This window comes from Streptomyces coelicoflavus (genome assembly GCF_045041415.1).
Taxonomy (GTDB): Bacteria; Actinomycetota; Actinomycetes; order Streptomycetales; family Streptomycetaceae; genus Streptomyces; species Streptomyces coelicoflavus.
Genome location: NZ_CP108218.1, coordinates 6159437 through 6181243 on the forward strand (window position 1 = coordinate 6159437; position 21807 = coordinate 6181243).

Genomic DNA, 21807 nt, shown 5'->3' on the forward strand with positions numbered 1-21807 from the left:
CCCTGGGGGAGGGCGAGTGAGCAGGAAACCCGAGCTGAAGGGCAGGGCGGCCCGCCTCGCCCGGCTGCTCCCGGCGGGCAGCGCCCGCGGCCAGGCGGCCCGGGCCCCCTTCGTCCTCCTCGTCGTCGTCCTCCTCGGCGGCGGCCTCATCGGGCTCCTGGTGCTCAACTCCGCCCTGAGCGAGGGCTCCTTCCAGCTCGACGACCTCAAGCAGCGGACCAAGGAACTCACCGACGAGGAGCAGGCGCTCCAGCGGGACATCGACGCCTACTCCGCCCCCAGGGCCCTCCAGCGCCGCGCCCGCGAACTGGGCATGGTGCCCGGCGGCGACCCCGCCTTCCTCGACCCCGACGGGAGGGTCAAGGGCTCGCCCAGCCCCGCGCCCGCCGCGGCCACCCCGCTCGTGCTCGCCCCCGAGGCGCTGATCCCGACGTCCGGCAGCCCGTCCGCGCCCACGCCGTCCCCCTACGCCGAACCGTCCGCCCAGGCCCCCACGTCCGCCACCGCGGCCACTCCCGGCACGACAGCCACTGCCGGCACGGCCGCCACCCCCACGACGGCGGCGACGCCCACCCCGACCCCGACTCCCGGCAGGTGACGGAAGTGTCCGACAGGGAACCGCCGCGGCGCCGTGTGCCCGGACCCGCCAGGCCCGTCCGCCCCGCCGGCGGGCGCCGCCCCGGACCCGGCGCCCGGCCGGCCCGCAGGCCCGGCCCGGCCCGCCCCGCGCCCCGCGCCTTCCGGCTGGGCAGCCCGCGCCCCCGCCTGCGCATGATCGGCCTCGCGCTGACCCTGGTGCTGGTCGCCTTCGTCGTACGGCTCCTCCAGGTGCAGGCCGTCGACGCCGGTACGTACTCCGCGAAGGCCGAGCAGAACCGCTACGTCGTGCACACCCTGCCCGCCGAGCGCGGCGGGATCACCGACCGCAACGGGGTCGCCCTCGCGACCACCGTGGACTCCTACGACATCACCGCCGACCCCACGATGTTCACCCGCGAACAGCTCGAGGTCGACGACGGACCCGAGCAGGCGGCGGCCCTCCTCGCGCCCATCCTCGGCCAGGACCAGGCACACCTGGCCGACGTGCTCCGCCCGAAGAACAAGAAGCTGCGCTACGTCCGCCTCGCGCGCCGGCAGACCCCCCAGGTCTGGAACCAGATCAAGGACCTGAAGACCGCGCTCACCACCAAGTCGGAGACCGACAAGTCCGCGGTCAACGTGCTCGCGGGCGTCTTCGCCGACCCCAGCAGCAAGCGTGTGTACCCGGGCGGCGACCTCGCGGCCGGCGTCCTCGGCTGGGTCGGCGCCGACGGCAAGGGCGGCGGCGGCCTGGAGCGGAAGCTGGACAAGACGCTGGCCGGCGAGGACGGCAAGATCCGCTACGCGCAGTCCGGCGGACGCCAGGTGCCGACCGCCGGCTCCACCGAGACGCCCGCCGTGCCCGGCAGCGACGTGGAGCTGACCATCGACCGTGACATCCAGTGGGCCGCGCAGCACGCCATCAGCGAGCAGGTGGAGAAGTCCAAGGCCGACGGCGGCTACGTCATCGTCCAGGACACGCAGACCGGCGAGATCCTCGCCATGGCCAACGCCCCGAGCTTCGATCCGGGCGACCTCGCCCACGCCGACCCCGACGCGCTCGGCAACGCCGCGCTCCAGGACGCCTTCGAACCGGGCTCCACCGCCAAGGTGCTGTCGATGGCGGCCGTACTGGAGGAGAACGCCGCCACCCCCGGCACCCACATCACCGTGCCCAACCGGCTCAAGCGCGGCGACCGGCTCTTCAAGGACGACATCGACCACCCGACCTGGTACCTGACGCTCAACGGCGTGCTCGCCAAGTCCAGCAACATCGGCACCATCATGGCCACCGGCGAACTGGGCAAGACCCAGGCCGAGGCCAACAAGGTGCTCTACTCCTACCTGCGCAAGTTCGGCCTCGGCGGCTACAGCGGGCTCGGCTTCCCCGGCGAGACCAAGGGCATCCTCGCGCCGCCCGACCAGTGGTCGACCTCGCAGCAGTACACGATTCCTTTCGGCCAGGGCGTCTCCGTGAACGCGCTCCAGGCGGCCTCCATCTACTCGACCGTCGCCAACGGCGGCGTCCGGATCGAACCCACGCTGGTGCGCGGCACCAAGGGCGCCGACGGACGCTTCACTCCGGCCCCCGAGCCCAAGAAGACCCGCGTGACCAGCGAGAAGACGGCGAAGACCCTCGCGCGGATGCTGGAGTCCGTCGTCGACGACGAGGAGGGCACCGGCACCAAGGCGCGCATCCCCGGCTACCGGGTGGCGGGCAAGACGGGCACGGCCAACCGGGTGGATCCGGCCACCGGCAAGTACCACGGCTACACCTCGTCCTTCGCCGGGTTCGCGCCCGCCGACAAGCCCCGCGTCACCGTCTACTGCGCCATCCAGAACGCCACCGAGGGCAGCTACTTCGGCGGCCAGATCTGCGGACCCATCTACAAGCAGGTCATGGAGTTCGCCCTGAAGACCCTCCAGGTACCGCCGACCGGCGCCGATCCCGCGAACCTCCCGGTCACCTTCAAGCCCTGAGCCGCACCGCCCCCACAGACACCGAGCCCGTACCGAGCCAGCGCCGTTTCAGTACCGAGCCACCAGGAACCACCCGTGACGACGATCACCCCCGACCCCGGGAACCAGAACAGCCCCCGCACCTCGCCCACCCGTCTCCCACCCACGCCCTTGCCGGACCGCGCTGCGCGCGGAGCCCTCTTTGGCCCCCAGGCGGGTACTCCCGGTACGCTCACCGCCGTGCCACACCCTGATCAGTCCCAAACCACCCAGAAGGGCCACCCCGTGACATACCCGGGACCGCCCCGGCCGGTGCGGATCTCCGCCACACCCCTCGCGGAACTCGCCGATCAGCTGGGTGCCACCGCTCCGGACGGCTCCGCCGAGGTCACGGGGATCACCCACGACTCGCGCGCCGTGCGCCCCGGCGACCTGTACGCCGCCCTCCCCGGAGCCCGCGCCCACGGCGCCGACTTCGTCACCCAGGCCGCGGGCCTCGGCGCGGCCGCCGTGCTGACCGACCCGGCCGGCGCGGAGCGCGTCGCCGCCACCGGGCTGCCGGCGCTCGTCGTCGACGACCCGCGCGCGCGGATGGGCGAACTGGCGGCCACGATCTACGGCCACCCCGGCCGCGACCTCCTCCAGATCGGCATCACCGGCACCTCCGGCAAGACCACCACGGCCTACCTCGTCGAGGGCGGTCTGCGCACCGCGAAGTCCACCGGGCTCATCGGCACGGTCGAGATGCGCATCGGCGACGAGCGCATCAAGTCCGAGCGGACCACGCCCGAGGCCACCGACCTCCAGGCGCTGTTCGCGGTGATGCGCGAGCGCGGCACCGACGCGGTCGCCATGGAGGTCTCCAGCCACGCCCTGGTCCTCGGCCGCGTCGACGCCTGCGTCTTCGACATCGCGGTCTTCACCAACCTCAGCCCGGAGCACATGGAGTTCCACTCCGGCATGGAGGACTACTTCCAGGCCAAGGCGCAGCTCTTCACCCCGAAGCGCAGCAAGCTCGGCGTGGTCAACGTCGACGACGAGTACGGGCGCCGCCTCGCCAACGAGGCCACCGTCCCCGTCGTCACCTACTCCGCCGAGGGCCACCCGGACGCCGACTGGCGCGCCGACGAGGTCGAGGTCGGCCCGCTGGACTCCACGTTCACCGTGCTCGGGCCCAAGGGCGAGCGGATCGCCGCCAAGTCCCCGCTGGCCGGACCGTTCAACGTGGCCAACACCCTCGCCGCGATCGTCTCCCTCGCCGCCGCCGGGCTCGACCCGCAGGCCGCCGCCGACGGCGTCGCCGCCGTACCGGGCGTACCGGGCCGCCTGGAGCGCGTGGACGAGGGCCAGCCCTACTTCGCGGTGGTCGACTACGCCCACAAGACCGACGCCGTCGAGTCCGTCCTGCGCGCCCTGCGCAAGGTCACCGAGGGCAAGCTGCACGCCGTGCTCGGCTGCGGCGGCGACCGGGACACCACCAAGCGGGAGCCGATGGGCGCCGCCGTGGCCCGCTTCGCCGACACCGCCGTACTGACCTCCGACAACCCCCGCTCCGAGGACCCCCTCGCGATCCTCGCCACCATGCTCCAGGGCGCGGCGTCCGTGCCCGCGCACGAGCGCGGCGAGGTGCAGGTCTTCGAGGACCGGGCCGCCGCGATCGCCGCCGCCGTCGCCCGGGCCGAGCCCGGCGACACCGTGCTGGTGGCCGGCAAGGGCCACGAGCAGGGCCAGGACATCGCCGGGGTCGTCCGTCCCTTCGACGACCGACAGGTGCTGCGCGAAGCCATCAAGAAGACCCAGGGATGAAATCCCGAACGATCCGAGGGACGAGATCCCGAAGGATCCAGCCGATCCTGATCCTGATCCAGGGGACGAACTTGTGATCACCCTCTCACTCGCCGAGATCGCAGAAGTCGTCGGCGGGCGGATGCACGACATACCGGACGCGTCCGCCGAGGTCACCGGGCCGGTCGTCCGGGACTCCCGGGAAGCGGGGCCCGGCAGTCTCTTCGTCGCCTTCGTCGGCGAACGGGTGGACGGCCACGACTTCGCCGCGCAGGTCGTCGAAGCGGGAGCCGCGGCCGTCCTCGGCTCCCGCCCCGTCGGCGTGCCCGCGATCGTCGTGGACGACGTCCAGGCCGCCCTGGGCGCCCTCGCCCGGCACGTCGTACGCCGCCTCGGCACCACCCTCGTGGCCCTCACCGGGTCGGCCGGCAAGACCAGCACCAAGGACCTGATCGCCCAGGTCCTGCGCCGCAAGGCGCCCACGGTGTTCACGCCCGGCTCCATGAACAACGAGGTCGGGCTGCCGCTCACCGCGCTCACCGCCACCGACGAGACGAGGTTCCTCGTCCTGGAGATGGGCGCCCGCGGCATCGGCCACATCCGGTACCTGTGCGAGCTGACCCCGCCGAAGATCGGCCTCGTCCTCAACGTCGGCTCCGCGCACATCGGCGAGTTCGGCGGCCGGGAGCAGATCGCCCGGGCCAAGGGCGAGCTCGTCGAGGCGCTGCCGCCGGCCGAGGAGGGCGGCACCGCGGTCCTCAACGCGGACGACCCGCTCGTACGGGCCATGGCCTCCCGAACGAAGGCGAAGGTGATCCTTTTCGGAGAGTCCGGCGAAGCGGACGTTCGAGCCGAGAACGTGCGACTCACGGACACCGGACAGCCTTCCTTCAGCCTTCACACACCCTCCGGTGCAAGCGATGTGACCATGCGCCTGTACGGTGAGCACCACGTGTCGAACGCGCTCGCCGCGGCCGCCGTCGCCCACGAGTTGGGCATGTCCGCAGACGAGATCGCCACCGCGCTCTCCGAGGCGGGCTCCCTCTCCCGCTGGCGGATGGAGGTCACCGAGCGCCCGGACGGCGTGACGGTCGTCAACGACGCCTACAACGCGAACCCCGAGTCCATGAAGGCCGCGCTGCGTGCGCTGGTCGCCATGGGCGGAGCCGCACAGGCGAAAGGGGGCCGTACGTGGGCGGTGCTCGGCAAGATGGCCGAGCTCGGGGACGAGGCGCTCGCCGAGCACGACGCGGTCGGACGGCTCGCCGTCCGGCTCAACGTCAGCAAGCTCGTCGCGGTCGGGGGCAGGGAAGCCCGATGGCTGCAACTGGGCGCATATAACGAGGGTTCGTGGGGTGAGGAGTCGGTGCACGTGTCCGACGCACAGGCGGCGGTCGACCTGTTGCGCAGCGAGTTGCGCCCAGGAGACGTCGTGCTCGTGAAGGCGTCCCGTTCGGTGGGTCTGGAGAGCGTCGCCTCGGCGCTGCTCGAGACCGGCGCCGAGGGTGAGGTTGCCGCCCGATGATGAAGCAGATCCTGTTCGCAGGAGTCATTGGCCTCTTCCTGACCCTGGTCGGCACCCCGCTGCTGATCAAGCTGCTCGCCCGCAAGGGCTACGGCCAGTACATCCGCGACGACGGACCGCGCGAGCACGCCAGCAAGCGCGGTACGCCGACCATGGGCGGCATCGCCTTCATCTTCGCCACGGTCGCCGCCTACTTCCTGGCCAAGGGCATCACCAGCTATCTGGACCCGGACATCGACGCGGGGCCGACCTTCTCCGGTCTGCTGGTGCTGGGCCTGATGGTCGGCATGGGCCTGGTCGGCTTCCTCGACGACTACATCAAGATCGTCAAGCGGCGCTCACTGGGCCTGCGGGCCAAGGCGAAGATGGCCGGCCAGTTGCTCGTCGGCATCGCCTTCGCCGTGCTCTCGCTGCAGTTCGCGGACAACCGGGGCAACACCCCTGCCTCCGACAAGCTGTCGTTCATCACCGACTTCGGCTGGTCGATCGGCCCGGTGCTGTTCGTCATCTGGGCGCTGTTCATGATCCTCGCGATGTCGAACGGCGTGAACCTCACCGACGGCCTGGACGGCCTGGCCACCGGCGCCTCCGTCCTGGTCTTCGGCGCCTACACCTTCATCGGCGTGTGGCAGTTCCAGGAGTCCTGCGCCAACGCGCTGACCCTGACCAACCCGGGCGCCTGCTACGAGGTGAGAGACCCGCTCGACCTCGCGGTGGTCGCGTCCGCGCTGATGGGTTCCTGCCTCGGCTTCCTGTGGTGGAACACCTCGCCGGCCAAGATCTTCATGGGCGACACCGGTTCGCTCGCGCTCGGCGGTGTGCTCGCGGGTCTGGCGATCTGCTCGCGCACCGAACTGCTGATGGCCATCCTCGGCGGCCTGTTCGTCCTGATCACCATGTCGGTGGTCATCCAGGTCGGCTCCTTCCGCCTCACCGGCAAGCGGGTCTTCCGGATGGCGCCACTCCAGCACCACTTCGAACTCAAAGGCTGGTCCGAGGTCCTCGTCGTGGTCCGTTTCTGGATCATCCAGGGCATCTGTGTGATCGTCGGACTCGGCCTCTTCTACGCGGGATGGGCAGCGGACAAGTGACCTCCTCGGTGCCTTCGGAATTCACCGGCAAGCACGTCACCGTCGCCGGACTCGGCGTCTCCGGCGTCCCGGCCGCCAAGGTCCTGCACGGCCTCGGCGCGCACGTGACCGTCGTCAACGACGGCGACGACGAGCGCGCCCGGACGCAGGCGGCGGAGCTGGAGTCGCTCGGTGTCACCGTGCGCCTCGGCGACGGGGACACGCTGCCCGAAGGCACCGAGCTGATCGTCACCGCACCCGGCTGGAAGCCCACCAAGCCCCTGTTCACGGCGGCCGGACAGGCCGGCGTCCCGGTCTGGGGCGACGTCGAACTGGCCTGGCGGCTGCGCGGCCTGGACGGCCGGAAGGCCGCGCCGTGGCTCGCCGTCACCGGCACCAACGGCAAGACCACCACCGTCCAGATGCTCGCCTCGATCCTGAAGGCGGCCGGCCTGCGCACCGCCGCCGTCGGCAACATCGGCGTCTCCCTCCTCGACGCCGTCACCGGCGACACCGAGTACGACGTCCTCGCGGTCGAGCTGTCCAGCTACCAGCTGCACTGGGCGCCCTCCCTGCGCGCCCACTCCGCCGCCGTGCTCAACCTCGCCCCGGACCACCTCGACTGGCACGGCTCCATGGAGGCCTACGCCGCCGACAAGGGCCGCATCTACGAGGGCAATCGCGTCGCCTGCGTCTACAACGTCGCGGACAGGGCGACCGAGGACCTGGTCCGCGCCGCCGACGTCGAGGAGGGCTGCCGGGCGGTCGGCTTCACCCTCGGCACCCCGGGACCCTCCCAACTCGGCGTCGTGGAGGGCCTGCTGGTCGACCGCGCCTTCGTCGAGGACCGGCAGAAGAACGCCCAGGAGCTGGCCGAGGTCTCCGACGTCAACCCGCCCGCCCCGCACAACATCGCCAACGCCCTCGCCGCCGCGGGCCTCGCCCGCGCCTTCGGCGTCTCCGCCGCCGCCGTACGGGACGGACTGCGCGCCTTCACGCCGGACGCCCACCGCATCGCACACGTCGCCGACGTGGACGGGGTGGCGTACGTGGACGACTCCAAGGCCACCAACACCCACGCCACCGAAGCCTCCTTGGCGGCCTACGAGTCGATCGTGTGGATCGCCGGCGGACTGGCCAAGGGCGCGACCTTCGACGAACTGGTCACGGGCGCGGCGAAGCGGCTGCGCGGTGCCGTCCTCATCGGCGCCGACCGCGCCCTGATCCGCGAAGCCCTGGCGCGACACGCCCCCGAAGTACCCGTGGTCGACCTCGACCGGACCGACACTGGTGCGATGCTCCAGGCCGTCCAGGAGGCGCGGCGGCTCGCCCGGCCCGGTGACACGGTGCTGCTGGCCCCGGCCTGTGCCTCCATGGACATGTTCACCAACTACAACCAGCGCGGTGACGCGTTCGCGCAGGCCGTTCGCGAACTCGGCGCCTGACCCGGCCGCGCTCCCGCGCCGGGTGAACTCGGGAGGACGCGTGGGACGGTCCATGCCGACGTACAGCGGAGGCCGCGATGGCCGGTAGTCCCCAGAGCCGCACCGGACGTCCGCCCGTGCAGCGGACCGTGCGGCGACCCGCCACGCCGGGGCCGCCGCACGAGAACCCGGTGCTCCGCCTGTACCTGCGGCTGCGCCGCGCCTGGGACCGGCCGCTGACCGCGTACTACCTGATCTGCGGCGGCAGCGCGCTGATCACCGTGCTCGGCCTGGTGATGGTCTACTCGGCCTCCCAGATCACCGCGCTCCAGCTGTCGCTGCCCGGCTCGTACTTCTTCCGCAAGCAGGCACTCGCCGCGCTGATCGGCGCCGGGCTCCTGCTCGCCGCCATGAAGATGCCGGTGAAGCTGCACCGGGCGCTCGCCTACCCCATCCTCGCCGGTGCCGTCTTTCTGATGATCCTCGTGCAGGTGCCGGGGATAGGAGTCGCGGTCAACGGCAACCAGAACTGGATCGCGCTGGGCGGCTCCTTCCAGATCCAGCCCAGCGAGTTCGGCAAACTGGCCCTGGTGCTGTGGGGCGCGGACCTGCTCGCCCGCAAGCAGGACAAGAAGCTGCTGACGCAGTGGAAGCACATGCTGGTGCCGCTGGTGCCGGCCGCGTTCATGCTGCTCGGGCTGATCATGATCGGCGGCGACATGGGGACCGCGATCATCCTCACGGCGATCCTGTTCGGCCTGCTGTGGCTGGCCGGCGCGCCCACCCGGCTGTTCGCGGGCGTGCTGTCCATCGCCGTGCTGCTCGGCTTCATCCTCATCAAGACCAGCGCGAACCGCATGGCCCGGCTCAACTGCCTCGGTGCCACCGACCCCGGCCCCGGCGACTCCTGCTGGCAGGCCGTGCACGGCATCTACGCCCTCGCCTCGGGCGGACTCTTCGGTTCCGGACTCGGTGCCAGTGTGGAGAAATGGGGCCAACTCCCCGAAGCGCACACCGACTTCATCTTCGCCGTCACCGGTGAGGAACTGGGCCTGGCGGGGACGCTGTCGGTGCTCGCCCTGTTCGCGGCTCTAGGCTATGCGGGTATCCGCGTGGCCGGACGCACGGAGGACCCCTTCGTGAGGTATGCCGCGGGAGGCGTGACCACCTGGATCACGGCCCAGGCCGTGATCAACATCGGTGCGGTCCTCGGGCTGCTGCCGATCGCCGGTGTCCCGCTCCCGCTGTTCTCCTACGGGGGTTCCGCCCTGCTGCCGACCATGTTCGCCATCGGTCTGCTGATCGCCTTCGCGCGTGACGAACCCGGTGCGCGGGCGGCGCTTGCGTTGCGGCAACCTCGCTTTGGTAGAAAGCGGGGGGCCAGGGGACCCGCGGCCAAGCGGAGCCCCCGGAGTTGGAACACGATGCGACGGCGTGCCTCGAAGGCGCGCTCGTCCGGAGAGCGGTGAATTTCGGTGCATGTCGTACTCGCCGGCGGAGGAACCGCGGGCCACATCGAGCCCGCGCTCGCCCTCGCGGACGCCCTGCGCAGGCAGGATCCGACCGTGGGGATCACGGCCCTGGGCACGGAACGCGGCCTGGAGACCCGCCTGGTGCCCGAGCGGGGTTACGAGCTGGCGCTGATCCCGGCCGTACCGCTGCCGCGCAAGCCCACCCCCGAGCTGATCACCGTCCCGGGCCGGCTGCGCGGGACGATCAAGGCCGCCGAGCAGATCCTGGAGCGCACCAAGGCGGACGCCGTGGCCGGCTTCGGCGGCTACGTGGCGCTGCCCGCCTACCTCGCGGCCAAGCGGCTCGGTGTGCCGATCGTCGTCCACGAGGCCAACGCCCGCCCCGGCCTGGCCAACAAGATCGGCTCGCGCTACGCGGCCCAGGTCGCCGTCTCCACTCCCGACAGCAAGCTGCGCAACTCCCGCTACATCGGCATCCCGCTGCGCCGCTCCATCGCCACCCTCGACCGGGCCGCCGCCCGTCCCGAGGCCCGCGCCCTGTTCGGGCTCGACCCCAACCTGCCGACGCTGCTGGTCACCGGCGGCTCGCAGGGCGCCCGCCGCCTCAACGAGGTCATCCAGCAGGTCGCGCCCTGGCTCCAGCAGGCCGGCATCCAGATCCTGCACGCGGTCGGGCCGAAGAACGAACTGCCGCAGGTCCAGCAGATGCCGGGCATGCCCCCGTACATCCCGGTAAGTTATCTGGACCGGATGGACCTCGCGTACGCCGCCGCCGACATGATGCTCTGCCGCGCGGGCGCGATGACCGTCGCCGAACTCTCCGCCGTCGGGCTCCCGGCCGCCTACGTCCCGCTGCCCATCGGCAACGGCGAACAGCGGCTCAACGCCCAGCCGGTGGTCAAGGCCGGCGGCGGACTGCTGGTCGACGACGCGGACCTCACGCCCGAGTGGCTCCAGCAGAACGTCCTGCCCGTGCTCGCCGACCCGCACCGGCTGTACGAGATGTCCCGCGCCGCCGCCGAGTTCGGCCGCCGGGACGCCGACGACCTCCTCGTCGGCATGGTGTACGAGGCGATCGCCGCCCGTGCGCACCGCTAGACACGTCTGACGGAAGGCAGGGGAGCGTGGCCGGACCGACCACCGCCGAGCGCGGTGCACGCCAGCAGGAGTCGTCCGGCCCGCCCCGGCCACGCCGGTTCCGCCCGCCCCGTCTTCGTACGATCATCATTCTCGCCGTCGCGCTCGTACTCGCCGTGGGCGGAACCCTCTGGGTGCTCTACGGCTCCAACTGGACGCGTCTGGAAGACGTGTCGGTCTCCGGAACCCGCGTCCTGACGCCCGCGCAGGTGCGCGAGGCCGCCGACGTGCCGGTCGGGGACCCGCTGGTCTCGGTCGACACGGAAGCGGTCGAGGCCCGGCTGCGCCGGGAATTGCCACGCATTGACGAGGTCGAGGCGGAGCGTTCCTGGCCGCACGGAATCAGGCTGAAAGTGACGGAGCGTACTCCCGTCCTGATTGCGCAAAAGGGCGGAAAGTTCGTGGAAGTGGACGATGAAGGCGTCCGTTTCGCCACGGTTTCCAAGGCCCCGAAAGGCGTGCCCGAGCTCGAATTGGAACCGGCCCGTTCCGGCTCCGCCGCGGCGAGCCTGCGCCGCTTCGACGACGACCGCCTGGTGCGCGAGGCGGTGCGGGTGGCCGGCCGGCTCCCGGACAAGGTCGCCCGGGACACACGGGTCGTCAAGGTCCGTTCCTACGACGACATCTCGCTGGAGTTGAGCGGCGGGCGGACCGTGTCGTGGGGGAGCGGTGAGCAGGGTGTGCAGAAGGCCCGCGCACTCACCGCGCTCACGAAAGCGACGCCCGACGCGCGGCACTTCGACGTGAGTGTTCCCACCGCCCCCGCGTCATCCGGGAGTTGACGGGTATACGTGCAGGCCAGCACCCTGGTTGGGCAGCGCTACGGCTGATCACATAGGGTGAAAAGAAAAACGGGAGGTTCGGCGTGTTCGTTGAACGTGCGCCACTTGTCGACTTAGTGTCCTGTTCGGAAGAGTCCAAGGAACAGACACACTGGTAACCCTAAACTTCAGCGTTAGGGTTCGGGTCGGCGCTACGGACCGTCCCAATCGGCATCAGTCGTCGGGTCGCGGGGGCATCAGTGCTTCGGCGGTCGGGCGACACGTAACTCGAGGCGAGAGGCCTTCGACGTGGCAGCACCGCAGAACTACCTCGCAGTCATCAAAGTCATCGGTGTCGGCGGCGGTGGTGTCAATGCCATCAACCGGATGATCGAGGTCGGTCTCAAGGGCGTCGAGTTCATCGCCATCAACACCGACGCACAGGCGCTGTTGATGAGCGACGCCGACGTCAAGCTCGACGTCGGCCGCGAACTCACCCGCGGACTCGGCGCCGGAGCCAACCCGGCCGTCGGCCGCAAGGCCGCCGAGGACCACCGCGAGGAGATCGAGGAGGTCCTCAAGGGGGCCGACATGGTCTTCGTGACAGCCGGAGAAGGCGGCGGCACCGGCACCGGCGGCGCGCCCGTCGTGGCCAACATCGCCCGCTCCCTGGGCGCCCTCACCATCGGCGTGGTCACCCGCCCGTTCACCTTCGAGGGACGGCGCCGGGCCAACCAGGCCGAGGACGGCATCGCGGAACTCCGCGAAGAGGTCGACACCCTCATCGTCATCCCCAACGACCGGCTGCTGTCCATCTCGGACCGCCAGGTCAGCGTGCTCGACGCGTTCAAGTCCGCCGACCAGGTGCTGCTGTCCGGTGTGCAGGGCATCACCGACCTCATCACCACTCCCGGCCTGATCAACCTCGACTTCGCCGACGTGAAGTCGGTCATGTCCGAGGCGGGTTCGGCCCTCATGGGCATCGGCTCGGCCCGCGGCGACGACCGCGCGGTGGCCGCCGCCGAGATGGCGATCTCCTCGCCGCTGCTCGAGGCGTCCATCGACGGCGCCCGCGGTGTGCTGCTCTCCATCTCCGGCGGCTCCGACCTCGGCCTGTTCGAGATCAACGAGGCCGCCCAGCTGGTCAGCGAGGCCGCCCACCCCGAGGCCAACATCATCTTCGGCGCGGTCATCGATGATGCACTCGGCGACGAGGTGCGGGTCACCGTGATCGCGGCCGGCTTCGACGGGGGCCAGCCGCCGTCCAAGCGGGACAACGTCCTCGGGTCCTCCTCGGCCAAGCGCGAGGAGCCCACCCCGGCCCGGCCGTCCGAGAGCCGCCCGTCCTTCGGCTCGCTCGGCAGCGTCAAGCCGAAGGAGGAGCCGGAGCCGGCCCCCGCGCCGGAGCCGGTCGCCGACCTGCCGGTCTCCCCGCCGCCGGTCCCGCCGTCGCGGACCTACTCGGACAGCGCGGCCGAGGAACTGGACGTGCCGGACTTCCTGAAGTGATAGGACAGCGCGACACCGTGAACGGCGCGCACTTCGGCTTCACCGACCGGTGGGGCGGAGTGAGCGCCGTTCCGTACGAGGAGCTCAACCTCGGCGGCGCGGTCGGCGACGACCCCGGCGCCGTCACGGCCAACCGGGAGCTGGCGGCCAAGTCGCTGGGCGTCGACCCGGCCCGGGTGGTCTGGATGAACCAGGTGCACGGGGCCGACATCGCCGTGGTCGACGCACCCTGGGGGGACCGGCCGGTCCCGCGGGTCGACGCCGTCGTCACCGCCGAACGCGGTCTCCCTCTCGCCGTCCTCACCGCCGACTGCGTGCCGGTCCTGCTCGCCGACCCGGTCGCCGGTGTCGCCGCCGCGGCCCACGCGGGCCGGCCCGGACTGGTCGCCGGGGTCGTCCCCGCCGCCGTACGGGCGATGGCCGAACTCGGCGCGGAACCGGCCAGGATCGTCGCCCGCACCGGACCCGCCGTGTGCGGCCGGTGTTACGAGGTGCCCGAGGAGATGCGCGCCGAGGTGGCCGCCGTCGAGCCGGCCGCGTACGCCGACACCAGTTGGGGCACGCCGGCGGTGGACGTGAGCGCCGGAGTGCACGCACAGCTCGAGCGCCTCGGAGTGCGCGACCGGGCGCAGTCACCGGTGTGCACCCGGGAGTCGAAGGACCACTTCTCGTACCGACGCGACCGCACCACCGGGCGGCTCGCGGGCTATGTGTGGCTGGACTGATGGGGCATGACGGACCGTAAGCAGGAAATCGCCGCGAACCTGGCGGCAGTGGAAGAGCGCATCACCGCCGCCTGCGCGGCCGCGGGCCGCCCGCGCGAAGAGGTGACCCTCATCGTGGTCACCAAGACCTACCCGGCGGACGATGTGCGCATTCTCTCGGAACTCGGCGTGCGCCACGTCGCGGAGAACCGCGACCAGGATGCCGCGCCCAAGGCCGCCGCATGTTCGGATCTGCCGCTTTCGTGGCATTTCGTCGGTCAGTTGCAGACCAACAAAGTGCGTTCCGTGGTCGGTTACGCGGACGTCGTGCAGTCCGTGGACCGGGCCCGGCTGGTCGCGGCCCTGTCGAAGGAGGCCGTGCGGACCGGGCGCGAACTGGGCTGCCTCCTCCAGGTCGCGCTCGACGCGGGGGAGGGCGGGCGGGGAGAACGCGGCGGCGTCTCGCCCGACGGAATCGAAGAGTTGGCCGACCTGGTCGCCGGATCGGAGGGGCTGAGGTTCGACGGGCTGATGACCGTCGCCCCGCTCACCGGCGCGTACGCGGGGCGCCAACGGGCGGCGTTCGAGCACCTCATGGATCTGTCGACCTGCGTGCGCCGAACCCATCCGGCTGCCACCATGGTCTCCGCGGGGATGAGTGCGGACCTCGAGCAGGCCGTGGCCGCCGGAGCGACACATGTACGCGTCGGCACTGCGGTACTCGGAGTCCGACCCAGGCTCGGGTAACGTCGCCAAGAAGTCGGACCACAGCAGAAAATATGGTCATTACCGCCGAAAGGCGGACGCAACGACCTCGTGGATCGCAGGCACTTGGAGTCGTCAGCAGATCCACCACAGAGCGGAGGACTCAGAGCATGGCCGGCGCGATGCGCAAGATGGCGGTCTACCTCGGCCTCGTGGAGGACGACGGGTACGACGGCCGGGGGTTCGACCCCGACGACGACTTCGAACCCGAACTGGACCCGGAGCCCGAGCGGGATCACCGGCGCCATGAACCGGCGCACCAGTCACATGGTTCACATCAGCCCCAAAGGGACGAAGAGGTACGAGTCGTCCAACCGCCCGCGCAGCGCGAGCCGATGCCCCGTTCCGCTTCGCTCGCGGCGGAATCGAGTCGTCCGGCGCGCATCGCGCCCGTGGCGTCCATCACACAAGAACGCGCAAGCCTGGAAAAGAGCGCACCGGTCATCATGCCCAAGGTCGTGTCCGAACGAGAGCCCTACCGGATCACCACGCTTCACCCCCGGACCTACAACGAGGCCCGTACCATCGGGGAACACTTCCGTGAGGGCACTCCGGTGATCATGAATCTCACTGAGATGGATGACACAGATGCGAAGCGACTTGTCGACTTTGCGGCCGGTTTGGTGTTTGGTCTTCACGGCAGTATCGAGCGGGTGACGCAGAAGGTGTTCCTGCTGTCTCCTGCTAACGTCGATGTCACGGCGGAGGACAAGGCCCGCATCGCAGAGGGCGGGTTCTTCAACCAGAGCTGAGACGCACCACCGGTACAGAGCAAGAACCCGGGCCCGACGGAGGGTCCGAGAGATGGTTCAGGGGAGAGGGAAGCACAGGTCATGAGCGTGGTCCTGGATGTCGTCTACATCGCGCTGATGTGCTTCCTCATCGTGCTCATCTTCCGGTTGGTCATGGACTACGTCTTCCAGTTCGCCCGCTCGTGGCAACCCGGCAAGGCGATGGTGGTCGTTCTTGAGGCCACCTACACTGTCACCGATCCACCGTTGAAGCTTCTGCGGCGGTTCATCCCGCCGCTGCGTCTCGGGGGCGTGGCGCTCGACCTGTCCTTCTTCGTACTGATGATCATCGTCTACATCCTGATCTCGATCGTGAGCCGGCTGTGATCGATGAGAGAGATACGGGCTTGCCGAATGCCGACGACAACGTTGAGGTGAAGAGATGCCGTTGACCCCCGAGGACGTGCGGAACAAGCAGTTCACGACCGTCCGCCTCCGAGAAGGCTATGACGAGGACGAGGTCGATGCCTTCCTCGACGAGGTCGAAGCCGAACTGACGCGCCTGCTGCGCGAGAACGAGGACCTGCGCGCCAAGCTGGCCGCCGCCACGCGCGCGGCCGCGCAGAACCAGCAGAACATGCGCAAGCCTCCGGAACCTCCGCAGGATCAGCAGCCGCCGCAGCAGGGGCCGCCCCAGCACCAGCAGGGGCACCCGCAGCAGGGCGGTATGCCGCAGCAGGGCATGCGAGGTCCCGGCGCTCCGGTGCCCGCCGGCATATCGGGCCCGCCGCAGCAGCAGATGGGTGGCCCCATGGGTGGTCCGCCCCAGCTGCCTAGCGGTGCCCCGCAGCTGCCCGCCGGTCCCGGCGGACAGGGTGGCCCGCAGGGTCCCGGCCCGATGGGTCAGGGTCCGGGGCCGATGGGCCAGGGCCCGGGTCCGATGCAGGGCCAGATGGGTCCCGGTCCGATGGGCGGCCCCATGGGCGGTCCGCAGGGTCCCGGTGGCCCTGGTGGTCCCGGCATGCCCGGTCAGGGTGGCCCCGGTGGCGACAGCGCCGCCCGTGTCCTCTCGCTGGCCCAGCAGACCGCCGACCAGGCGATCGCCGAGGCCCGTTCCGAGGCCAACAAGATCGTCGGCGAGGCGCGTTCGCGTGCCGAGGGTCTGGAGCGGGACGCCCGTGCCAAGGCGGACGCCCTGGAGCGGGACGCGCAGGAGAAGCACCGCGTCGCGATGGGCTCCCTGGAGTCCGCCCGCGCCACGCTGGAGCGCAAGGTCGAGGACCTGCGCGGCTTCGAGCGCGAGTACCGGACGCGGCTGAAGTCGTACCTGGAGTCGCAGCTGCGCCAGCTGGAGACGCAGGCGGACGACTCGCTCGCCCCGCCGCGTACGCCCGCGACGGCCTCGCTGCCGCCGTCCCCGGCGCCCTCGATGGCACCGGCCGGCGCGAGCGCCCCGTCCTACGGCGGCAACCAGTCGATGGGCAGCGGTCCGAGCCAGTCCGGTCCGTCCTACGGCGGGCAGCAGCAGATGTCGCCGGCGATGACCCAGCCGATGGCGCCGGTGCGGCCGCAGGGGCCGTCGCCGATGGGGCAGGCGCCCTCGCCGATGCGCGGGTTCCTGATCGACGAGGACGACAACTGAGCTGTGTCGGACTGACGTCCGGTAGGTAGTACGGCGTAGCCTTCGGCAACGTTCAGGGCGGGCCCCGGGTTTCTGACCCGGGGCCCGCCCTTGTGTCTACGCAGCTGCGGGCAGTCGTGCCGCTGGGGCGGCACGGGTGGGCGCAGCGGCACCCGGCGAGCGCCGGTGAGCGAACCCCGCCCTCGGCCCGCACCGACGGACAGCACTGGGCCCGGCGCCCCTCGCGTGAGGGAGGCCGGGCCCAGGTGCTGCCAGGGGGCTACTGCTTGCGCAGGCGGAACACCAGGGACAGGCCCTCGTCCGTGAACGGCGTGCCGTACGTGTCGTCCGCCTCCCCCTGCGCGAAGTCCGTCGCCAGGACCTCGTCGGCGATCAGACCGGAGTGGTCGGTCAGGGCGGCGATCGTCGCCGGGTCCGTGGCCGTCCAGCGCAGGGCGATCCGGTCGGCGACGTCGAGGCCGCTGTTCTTGCGGGCCTCCTGGATCAGGCGGATCGCGTCCCGGGCGAGGCCGGCGCGGCGCAGCTCCTCCGTGAGCTCCAGGTCGAGCGCCACCGTCGCGCCCGAGTCGGAGGCGACCGACCAGCCCTCGCGCGGCGTCTCCGTGATGATCACCTCGTCCGGAGCGAGGGTGATCGTCTCACCGTCGACCTCCACCGACGCCGTGCCCTCGCGCAGCGCGAGGGACAGCGCGGCGGCGTCCGCGCCCGCGACGGCCTTCGCCACGTCCTGGACCCGCTTGCCGAACCGCTTGCCCAGCGCCCGGAAGTTGGCCTTCGCCGTCGTGTCGACCAGGGAGCCGCCGACCTCGCTCAGCGACGCGAGGGACTCGACGTTCAGCTCCTCCGTGATCTGCGTGTGCAGTTCGGGGGAGAGCGCCCCGAAGCCCGCCACCGCGATCAGTGCGCGGCTCAGCGGCTGCCGGGTCTTGACGCCGGACTCCGCGCGCGTGGCCCGGCCCAGCTCGACCAGGCGGCGGACCAGGACCATCTGCTTCGACAGCTCCGGGTCGATCGCCGTGAGGTCGGCCTCCGGCCAGGAGGACAGGTGGACCGACTCCGGCGCGCCGGGGGTGACCGGCACGACCAGGTCCTGCCAGACCCGCTCGGTGATGAACGGGGTCAGCGGCGCCATCAGCTTGGTGACCGTCACGACGACCTCGTGCAGGGTGCGCAGCGCGGCCTTGTCGCCCTGCCAGAAGCGGCGGCGGGAGCGGCGCACGTACCAGTTGGACAGGTCGTCGACGAACGCGGACAGCAGCTTGCCGGCGCGCTGGGTGTCGTACGCGTCCAACGCCTGGGTGACCTGGTCGGTCAGCGCGTGCAGCTCCGAGAGCAGCCAGCGGTCCAGGACCGGGCGGTCGGCGGGGGCCGGGTCGGCCTCGCTCGGGGCCCAGCCCGTGGTGCGGGCGTACAGGGCCTGGAAGGCGACCGTGTTCCAGTAGGTGAGGAGCGTCTTGCGGACGACCTCCTGGATCGTGCCGTGGCCGACCCGGCGGGCCGCCCAGGGGGAGCCGCCGGCCGCCATGAACCAGCGGACCGCGTCGGCGCCGTGCTGGTCCATCAGCGGGATCGGCTGGAGGATGTTGCCCAGGTGCTTGGACATCTTGCGGCCGTCCTCGGCGAGGATGTGGCCGAGGCATACCACGTTCTCGTACGACGACTTGTCGAAGACCAGGGTGCCGATCGCCATCAGCGTGTAGAACCAGCCGCGGGTCTGGTCGATGGCCTCGGAGATGAACTGCGCCGGGTAGCGGCTCTCGAACAGCTCCTTGTTCTTGTACGGGTAGCCCCACTGCGCGAACGGCATCGAACCCGAGTCGTACCAGGCGTCGATGACCTCCGGCACGCGCACCGCTTCGAGGGAGCAGCCCTCGTGGGTGCAGGTGAAGGTCACGTCGTCGATGAACGGACGGTGCGGGTCCAGGGCCGACTGGTCGGTGCCGGTCAGCCCGGTCAGCTCCGCGCGGGAGCCGACGACCGTGAGGTGGTCCTCCTCGCAGCGCCAGATGGGCAGCGGGGTGCCCCAGTAGCGGTTGCGGGAGAGCGCCCAGTCGATGTTGTTGTTCAGCCAGTCGCCGTACCGGCCGTGCTTGACCGCGTCCGGGTACCAGTTGGTCTTCTCGTTCTCCTGGAGGAGTCGGTCCTTGATCGCCGTGGTGCGGATGTACCAGGACGGCTGGGCGTAGTAGAGCAGCGCGGTGTGGCAGCGCCAGCAGTGCGGGTAGCTGTGCTCGTACGGGATGTGCTTGAAGAGCAGGCCCCGGGTGTCCAGGTCCTCGGTCAGCTTCTCGTCGGCCTTCTTGAAGAAGACGCCGCCGACGAGAGGGACGTCCTCCTCGAAGGTGCCGTCGGGGCGGACCGGGTTGACCACGGGCAGGCCGTACGCGCGGCAGACCTTGAGGTCGTCCTCACCGAAGGCGGGGGACTGGTGGACGAGGCCGGTGCCGTCCTCGGTGGTGACGTAGTCGGCGTTCACCACGTAGTGGGCGGGCTCCGGGAACTCCACCAGCTCGAACGGGCGCTGGTACGTCCAGCGCTCCATCTCGGCCCCGGTGAAGGACTGGCCGGTGGTCTCCCAGCCTTCGCCGAGTGCCTTGGCGACCAGCGGCTCGGCGACGACCAGCTTCTCCTCGCCGTCCGTGGCGACGACGTAGGTGACGTCGGGGTGCGCGGCGACCGCGGTGTTGGAGACCAGGGTCCACGGGGTCGTGGTCCAGACGACCAGGGCGGCCTCGCCGGCCAGCGGGCCGGAGGTCAGCGGGAAGCGGACGTAGACGGACGGGTCGACGACCGTCTCGTAGCCCTGGGCCAGCTCGTGGTCGGACAGGCCGGTGCCGCAGCGGGGGCACCAGGGGGCGACGCGGTGGTCCTGGACCAGCAGGCCCTTGTCGAAGATCTCCTTCAGCGACCACCAGACGGACTCGATGTACTCCGGGTCCATCGTGCGGTACGGGTCCTGGAGGTCGGCCCAGTAGCCCATGCGGGTCGTGAGCTCTTCGAAGGCGTCGGTGTGGCGGGTCACCGACTCGCGGCACTTCGCGTTGAACTCGGCGATGCCGTACGCCTCGATGTCCTGCTTGCCGGAGAAGCCCAGCTCCTTCTCGACCGCCAGCTCGACGGGCAGGCCGTGGCAGTCCCAGCCGGCCTTGCGGCCCACGTGGTAGCCGCGCATCGTGCGGAAGCGGGGGAAGACGTCCTTGAAGACCCGCGCCTCGATGTGGTGGGCGCCGGGCATGCCGTTGGCGGTGGGCGGGCCCTCGTAGAACACCCACTCCGGGCGGCCCTCGGACTGCTCCAGGCTCTTGGCGAAGATCTTCTGCTCGCGCCAGAAGTCGAGCACCGCGTGTTCGAGCGCGGGCAGGTCGACCTGGGCGGGTACCTGGCGGTACTGAGGCGTTGTCATCAGCGAGCTTCCTCCGGCGGACGTGCTGCCTTCCGTCGGAGGGACGAGAGCAGTGCTCCCGCGGTACCACCCTCCTTGGCCCGGCCGGCGCGTCGTGTGCTCCGGTGAGCCCCCTCATTGGGGTCGCGAACCGGCTCTACTCACCGTGACCGTCCTGCCACGGCTTTCTTCCGGCGGCTCCGGGGTGATCTTCACGTCGCGCTCGCCCCCGGGCTCACACCGTCCCCGGGTCGCTCTGGGCTGCTGACGCCGCTACTCGTCCCCATCCACGCTTTTCGCTGCGCCCAGTGTACGGCGCCGGGCGGACAGCGGCCGACCGGTTTTGGCGTGACCCGAATGCCGCCGTCCGGGGGGCCGGCCCGCGGAGGGGGTGGCCGGGGGCGATCCGGCGGATTACCGGGCGGGGAGCTGGGCACAACGCATGCATGCTCGCCGCGCGGCGCACGGTGGGCGGCGAGTCGGGCGGCGTGCCCCGTTGCCGCGGGACCGGAGTCGATTTATCGTCCCAGCACGATTCGCGCGCAAGATCACAATATGTGAAGGGGCCGCGGCCATGGTGGCGAAGAAGAAGACGACGGCCGCGAAGCAGAGCGCCGCCGAGGAGAGCGCCGCGGAGCAGGACCCGGAGGAGAAGGCGGCGCCGAGCGAGAGTCCGGCGAAGAAGGCCGAGGCGAAGACGGGCCCGGAGGGGAAGACCGCGGCGAAGAAGACCGCGGCGGGCGGAAGCACGGCGAAGAAGAGCACCGCGAAGAAGAGCACGGCGAAGAAGAGCACGGCCAAGAAAGTGGGCGCGGCCGAGGCCGCGGAGCAGACGGGAGCCACGACGGTGGTTGCGAAGAAGACTCCTGGCACGGCCACGGCGGCCAAGACCGCTGTCCCCAAGGCCCGCGGCACCGCCGCCGCGGACCCCGGTGACCTCGCGGTACGCCCCGGCGAGGAACCCTGGACCCCGGAAGAGGTCGAGGAGGCGCGCGGCGAGCTGCAGTCCGAGGCCGACCGGCTGCGCACCGAGATCGACACCTCCGAGCGGTCGCTCCAGGGCATGATGCGGGACTCCGGCGACGGCGCGGGCGACGACGAGGCCGACACCGGCAGCAAGAACATCACGCGCGAGCACGAGCTGGCGCTGGCCGCCACCGCGCGCGAGGTGCTCACCCAGACCGAGCGCGCCCTGGACCGCCTGGACGCGGGCACCTACGGCCTGTGCGAGAACTGCGGCAAGCCGATCGGCAAGGCGCGGATGCAGGCCTTCCCGCGCGCCACCCTGTGCGTCGAGTGCAAGCAGAAGCAGGAGCGCCGGTACTAGCCGGTATGAGCAGCAGCCGGGACGGGCGGCGTGCC

17 protein-coding genes are annotated in these 21807 nt (G+C 71.0%); 16 read left to right on the top strand and 1 reads right to left on the bottom strand.

The features are described 5' to 3' along the window. Positions 1-16 precede the first annotated feature (16 nt). The 15 genes from OHA99_RS27590 (at position 17) to divIVA (ending at position 17063) form a co-directional block, all read left to right on the top strand. A complete protein-coding gene (locus OHA99_RS27590) occupies positions 17-598 on the top strand; it encodes a septum formation initiator family protein (protein ID WP_164385105.1) in 582 nt (193 codons plus the stop codon). Further along, a complete protein-coding gene (ftsI, locus tag OHA99_RS27595; RefSeq protein WP_164385106.1) occupies positions 595-2559 on the top strand; it encodes a cell division protein FtsI in 1965 nt (654 codons plus the stop codon). The genes OHA99_RS27590 and ftsI overlap by 4 nt, the downstream gene beginning before the upstream one ends. A gap of 264 nt (positions 2560-2823) precedes the next feature. Next, the gene (locus OHA99_RS27600) at positions 2824-4344 is read left to right on the top strand and encodes a UDP-N-acetylmuramoyl-L-alanyl-D-glutamate--2,6-diaminopimelate ligase (RefSeq protein ID WP_153180284.1); all 1521 of its coding nucleotides are present in this window, start codon (positions 2824-2826) and stop codon (positions 4342-4344) included. Between the two features lie 73 nt (positions 4345-4417). After that, positions 4418-5848, top strand: coding sequence for a UDP-N-acetylmuramoyl-tripeptide--D-alanyl-D-alanine ligase (murF, locus tag OHA99_RS27605; protein WP_153180285.1), 1431 nt, complete (start codon positions 4418-4420; stop codon positions 5846-5848). Continuing rightward, a complete protein-coding gene (gene mraY / locus OHA99_RS27610; RefSeq protein WP_042825995.1) occupies positions 5848-6939 on the top strand; it encodes a phospho-N-acetylmuramoyl-pentapeptide-transferase in 1092 nt (363 codons plus the stop codon). Before murF ends, mraY begins: the two co-directional genes overlap by 1 nt. Before the next feature lie 8 nt (positions 6940-6947). Beyond that, positions 6948-8363: a UDP-N-acetylmuramoyl-L-alanine--D-glutamate ligase gene (murD, locus tag OHA99_RS27615; protein ID WP_153180286.1), complete on the top strand. Its 1416-nt coding sequence runs from the start codon at positions 6948-6950 to the stop codon at positions 8361-8363. 77 nt (positions 8364-8440) lie between these two features. Continuing rightward, entirely contained in the window at positions 8441-9811 is a 1371-nt protein-coding gene (ftsW, locus tag OHA99_RS27620; protein ID WP_366472053.1) for a putative lipid II flippase FtsW, read from the top strand. A 6-nt stretch (positions 9812-9817) separates the two neighbouring features. Continuing rightward, on the top strand, positions 9818-10912 hold the full coding sequence (murG, locus tag OHA99_RS27625; RefSeq protein WP_153180288.1) for an undecaprenyldiphospho-muramoylpentapeptide beta-N-acetylglucosaminyltransferase: 1095 nt from the start codon (positions 9818-9820) through the stop codon (positions 10910-10912). A gap of 26 nt (positions 10913-10938) precedes the next feature. Beyond that, on the top strand, positions 10939-11733 hold the full coding sequence (ftsQ, locus tag OHA99_RS27630; RefSeq protein WP_405698277.1) for a cell division protein FtsQ: 795 nt from the start codon (positions 10939-10941) through the stop codon (positions 11731-11733). Between the two features lie 288 nt (positions 11734-12021). After that, entirely contained in the window at positions 12022-13221 is a 1200-nt protein-coding gene (ftsZ, locus tag OHA99_RS27635; RefSeq protein ID WP_007448665.1) for a cell division protein FtsZ, read from the top strand. Next, entirely contained in the window at positions 13218-13946 is a 729-nt protein-coding gene (gene pgeF / locus OHA99_RS27640) for a peptidoglycan editing factor PgeF (RefSeq protein WP_405698278.1), read from the top strand. The genes ftsZ and pgeF overlap by 4 nt, the downstream gene beginning before the upstream one ends. A 6-nt stretch (positions 13947-13952) precedes the next feature. Beyond that, positions 13953-14672 (top strand): YggS family pyridoxal phosphate-dependent enzyme, encoded by a 720-nt coding sequence (locus tag OHA99_RS27645; protein ID WP_108987045.1) that lies wholly within the window; start codon positions 13953-13955, stop codon positions 14670-14672. Positions 14673-14800: 128 nt separating this feature from the next. Next, positions 14801-15442, top strand: a complete 642-nt coding sequence (locus OHA99_RS27650; RefSeq protein ID WP_007448662.1) for a cell division protein SepF — start codon at positions 14801-14803, stop codon at positions 15440-15442. Between the two features lie 81 nt (positions 15443-15523). Further along, positions 15524-15808: a YggT family protein gene (locus OHA99_RS27655; RefSeq protein WP_007448661.1), complete on the top strand. Its 285-nt coding sequence runs from the start codon at positions 15524-15526 to the stop codon at positions 15806-15808. 55 nt (positions 15809-15863) lie between these two features. Beyond that, complete coding sequence (divIVA, locus tag OHA99_RS27660; protein ID WP_153180291.1) at positions 15864-17063, top strand: apical growth/hyphal branching protein DivIVA; 1200 nt, start codon at positions 15864-15866, stop codon at positions 17061-17063. Positions 17064-17322: 259 nt separating this feature from the next. Here divIVA and ileS read toward each other — a convergent pair whose 3' ends face one another. Next, on the bottom strand, positions 17323-20466 hold the full coding sequence (gene ileS, locus OHA99_RS27665; RefSeq protein WP_405698279.1) for an isoleucine--tRNA ligase: 3144 nt from the start codon (positions 20464-20466) through the stop codon (positions 17323-17325). A 553-nt stretch (positions 20467-21019) separates the two neighbouring features. On the opposite strand from ileS, the gene OHA99_RS27670 reads away from it, so the two are divergent. After that, the gene (locus OHA99_RS27670; RefSeq protein WP_405698280.1) at positions 21020-21772 is read left to right on the top strand and encodes a TraR/DksA C4-type zinc finger protein; all 753 of its coding nucleotides are present in this window, start codon (positions 21020-21022) and stop codon (positions 21770-21772) included. Positions 21773-21807: the final 35 nt, after the last annotated feature.

Coding starts and splice junctions, on each gene's coding strand:
- mraY (WP_042825995.1), top strand. CDS start 5,848: ATGAAGCAGATCCTGTTCGCAGGAGTCATTGGCCTCTTCCTGACCCTG.
- ftsW (WP_366472053.1), top strand. CDS start 8,441: ATGGCCGGTAGTCCCCAGAGCCGCACCGGACGTCCGCCCGTGCAGCGG.
- OHA99_RS27645 (WP_108987045.1), top strand. CDS start 13,953: ATGACGGACCGTAAGCAGGAAATCGCCGCGAACCTGGCGGCAGTGGAA.
- OHA99_RS27650 (WP_007448662.1), top strand. CDS start 14,801: ATGGCCGGCGCGATGCGCAAGATGGCGGTCTACCTCGGCCTCGTGGAG.
- OHA99_RS27655 (WP_007448661.1), top strand. CDS start 15,524: ATGAGCGTGGTCCTGGATGTCGTCTACATCGCGCTGATGTGCTTCCTC.
- divIVA (WP_153180291.1), top strand. CDS start 15,864: ATGCCGTTGACCCCCGAGGACGTGCGGAACAAGCAGTTCACGACCGTC.
- ileS (WP_405698279.1), bottom strand. CDS start 20,466: ATGACAACGCCTCAGTACCGCCAGGTACCCGCCCAGGTCGACCTGCCC.
- OHA99_RS27670 (WP_405698280.1), top strand. CDS start 21,020: ATGGTGGCGAAGAAGAAGACGACGGCCGCGAAGCAGAGCGCCGCCGAG.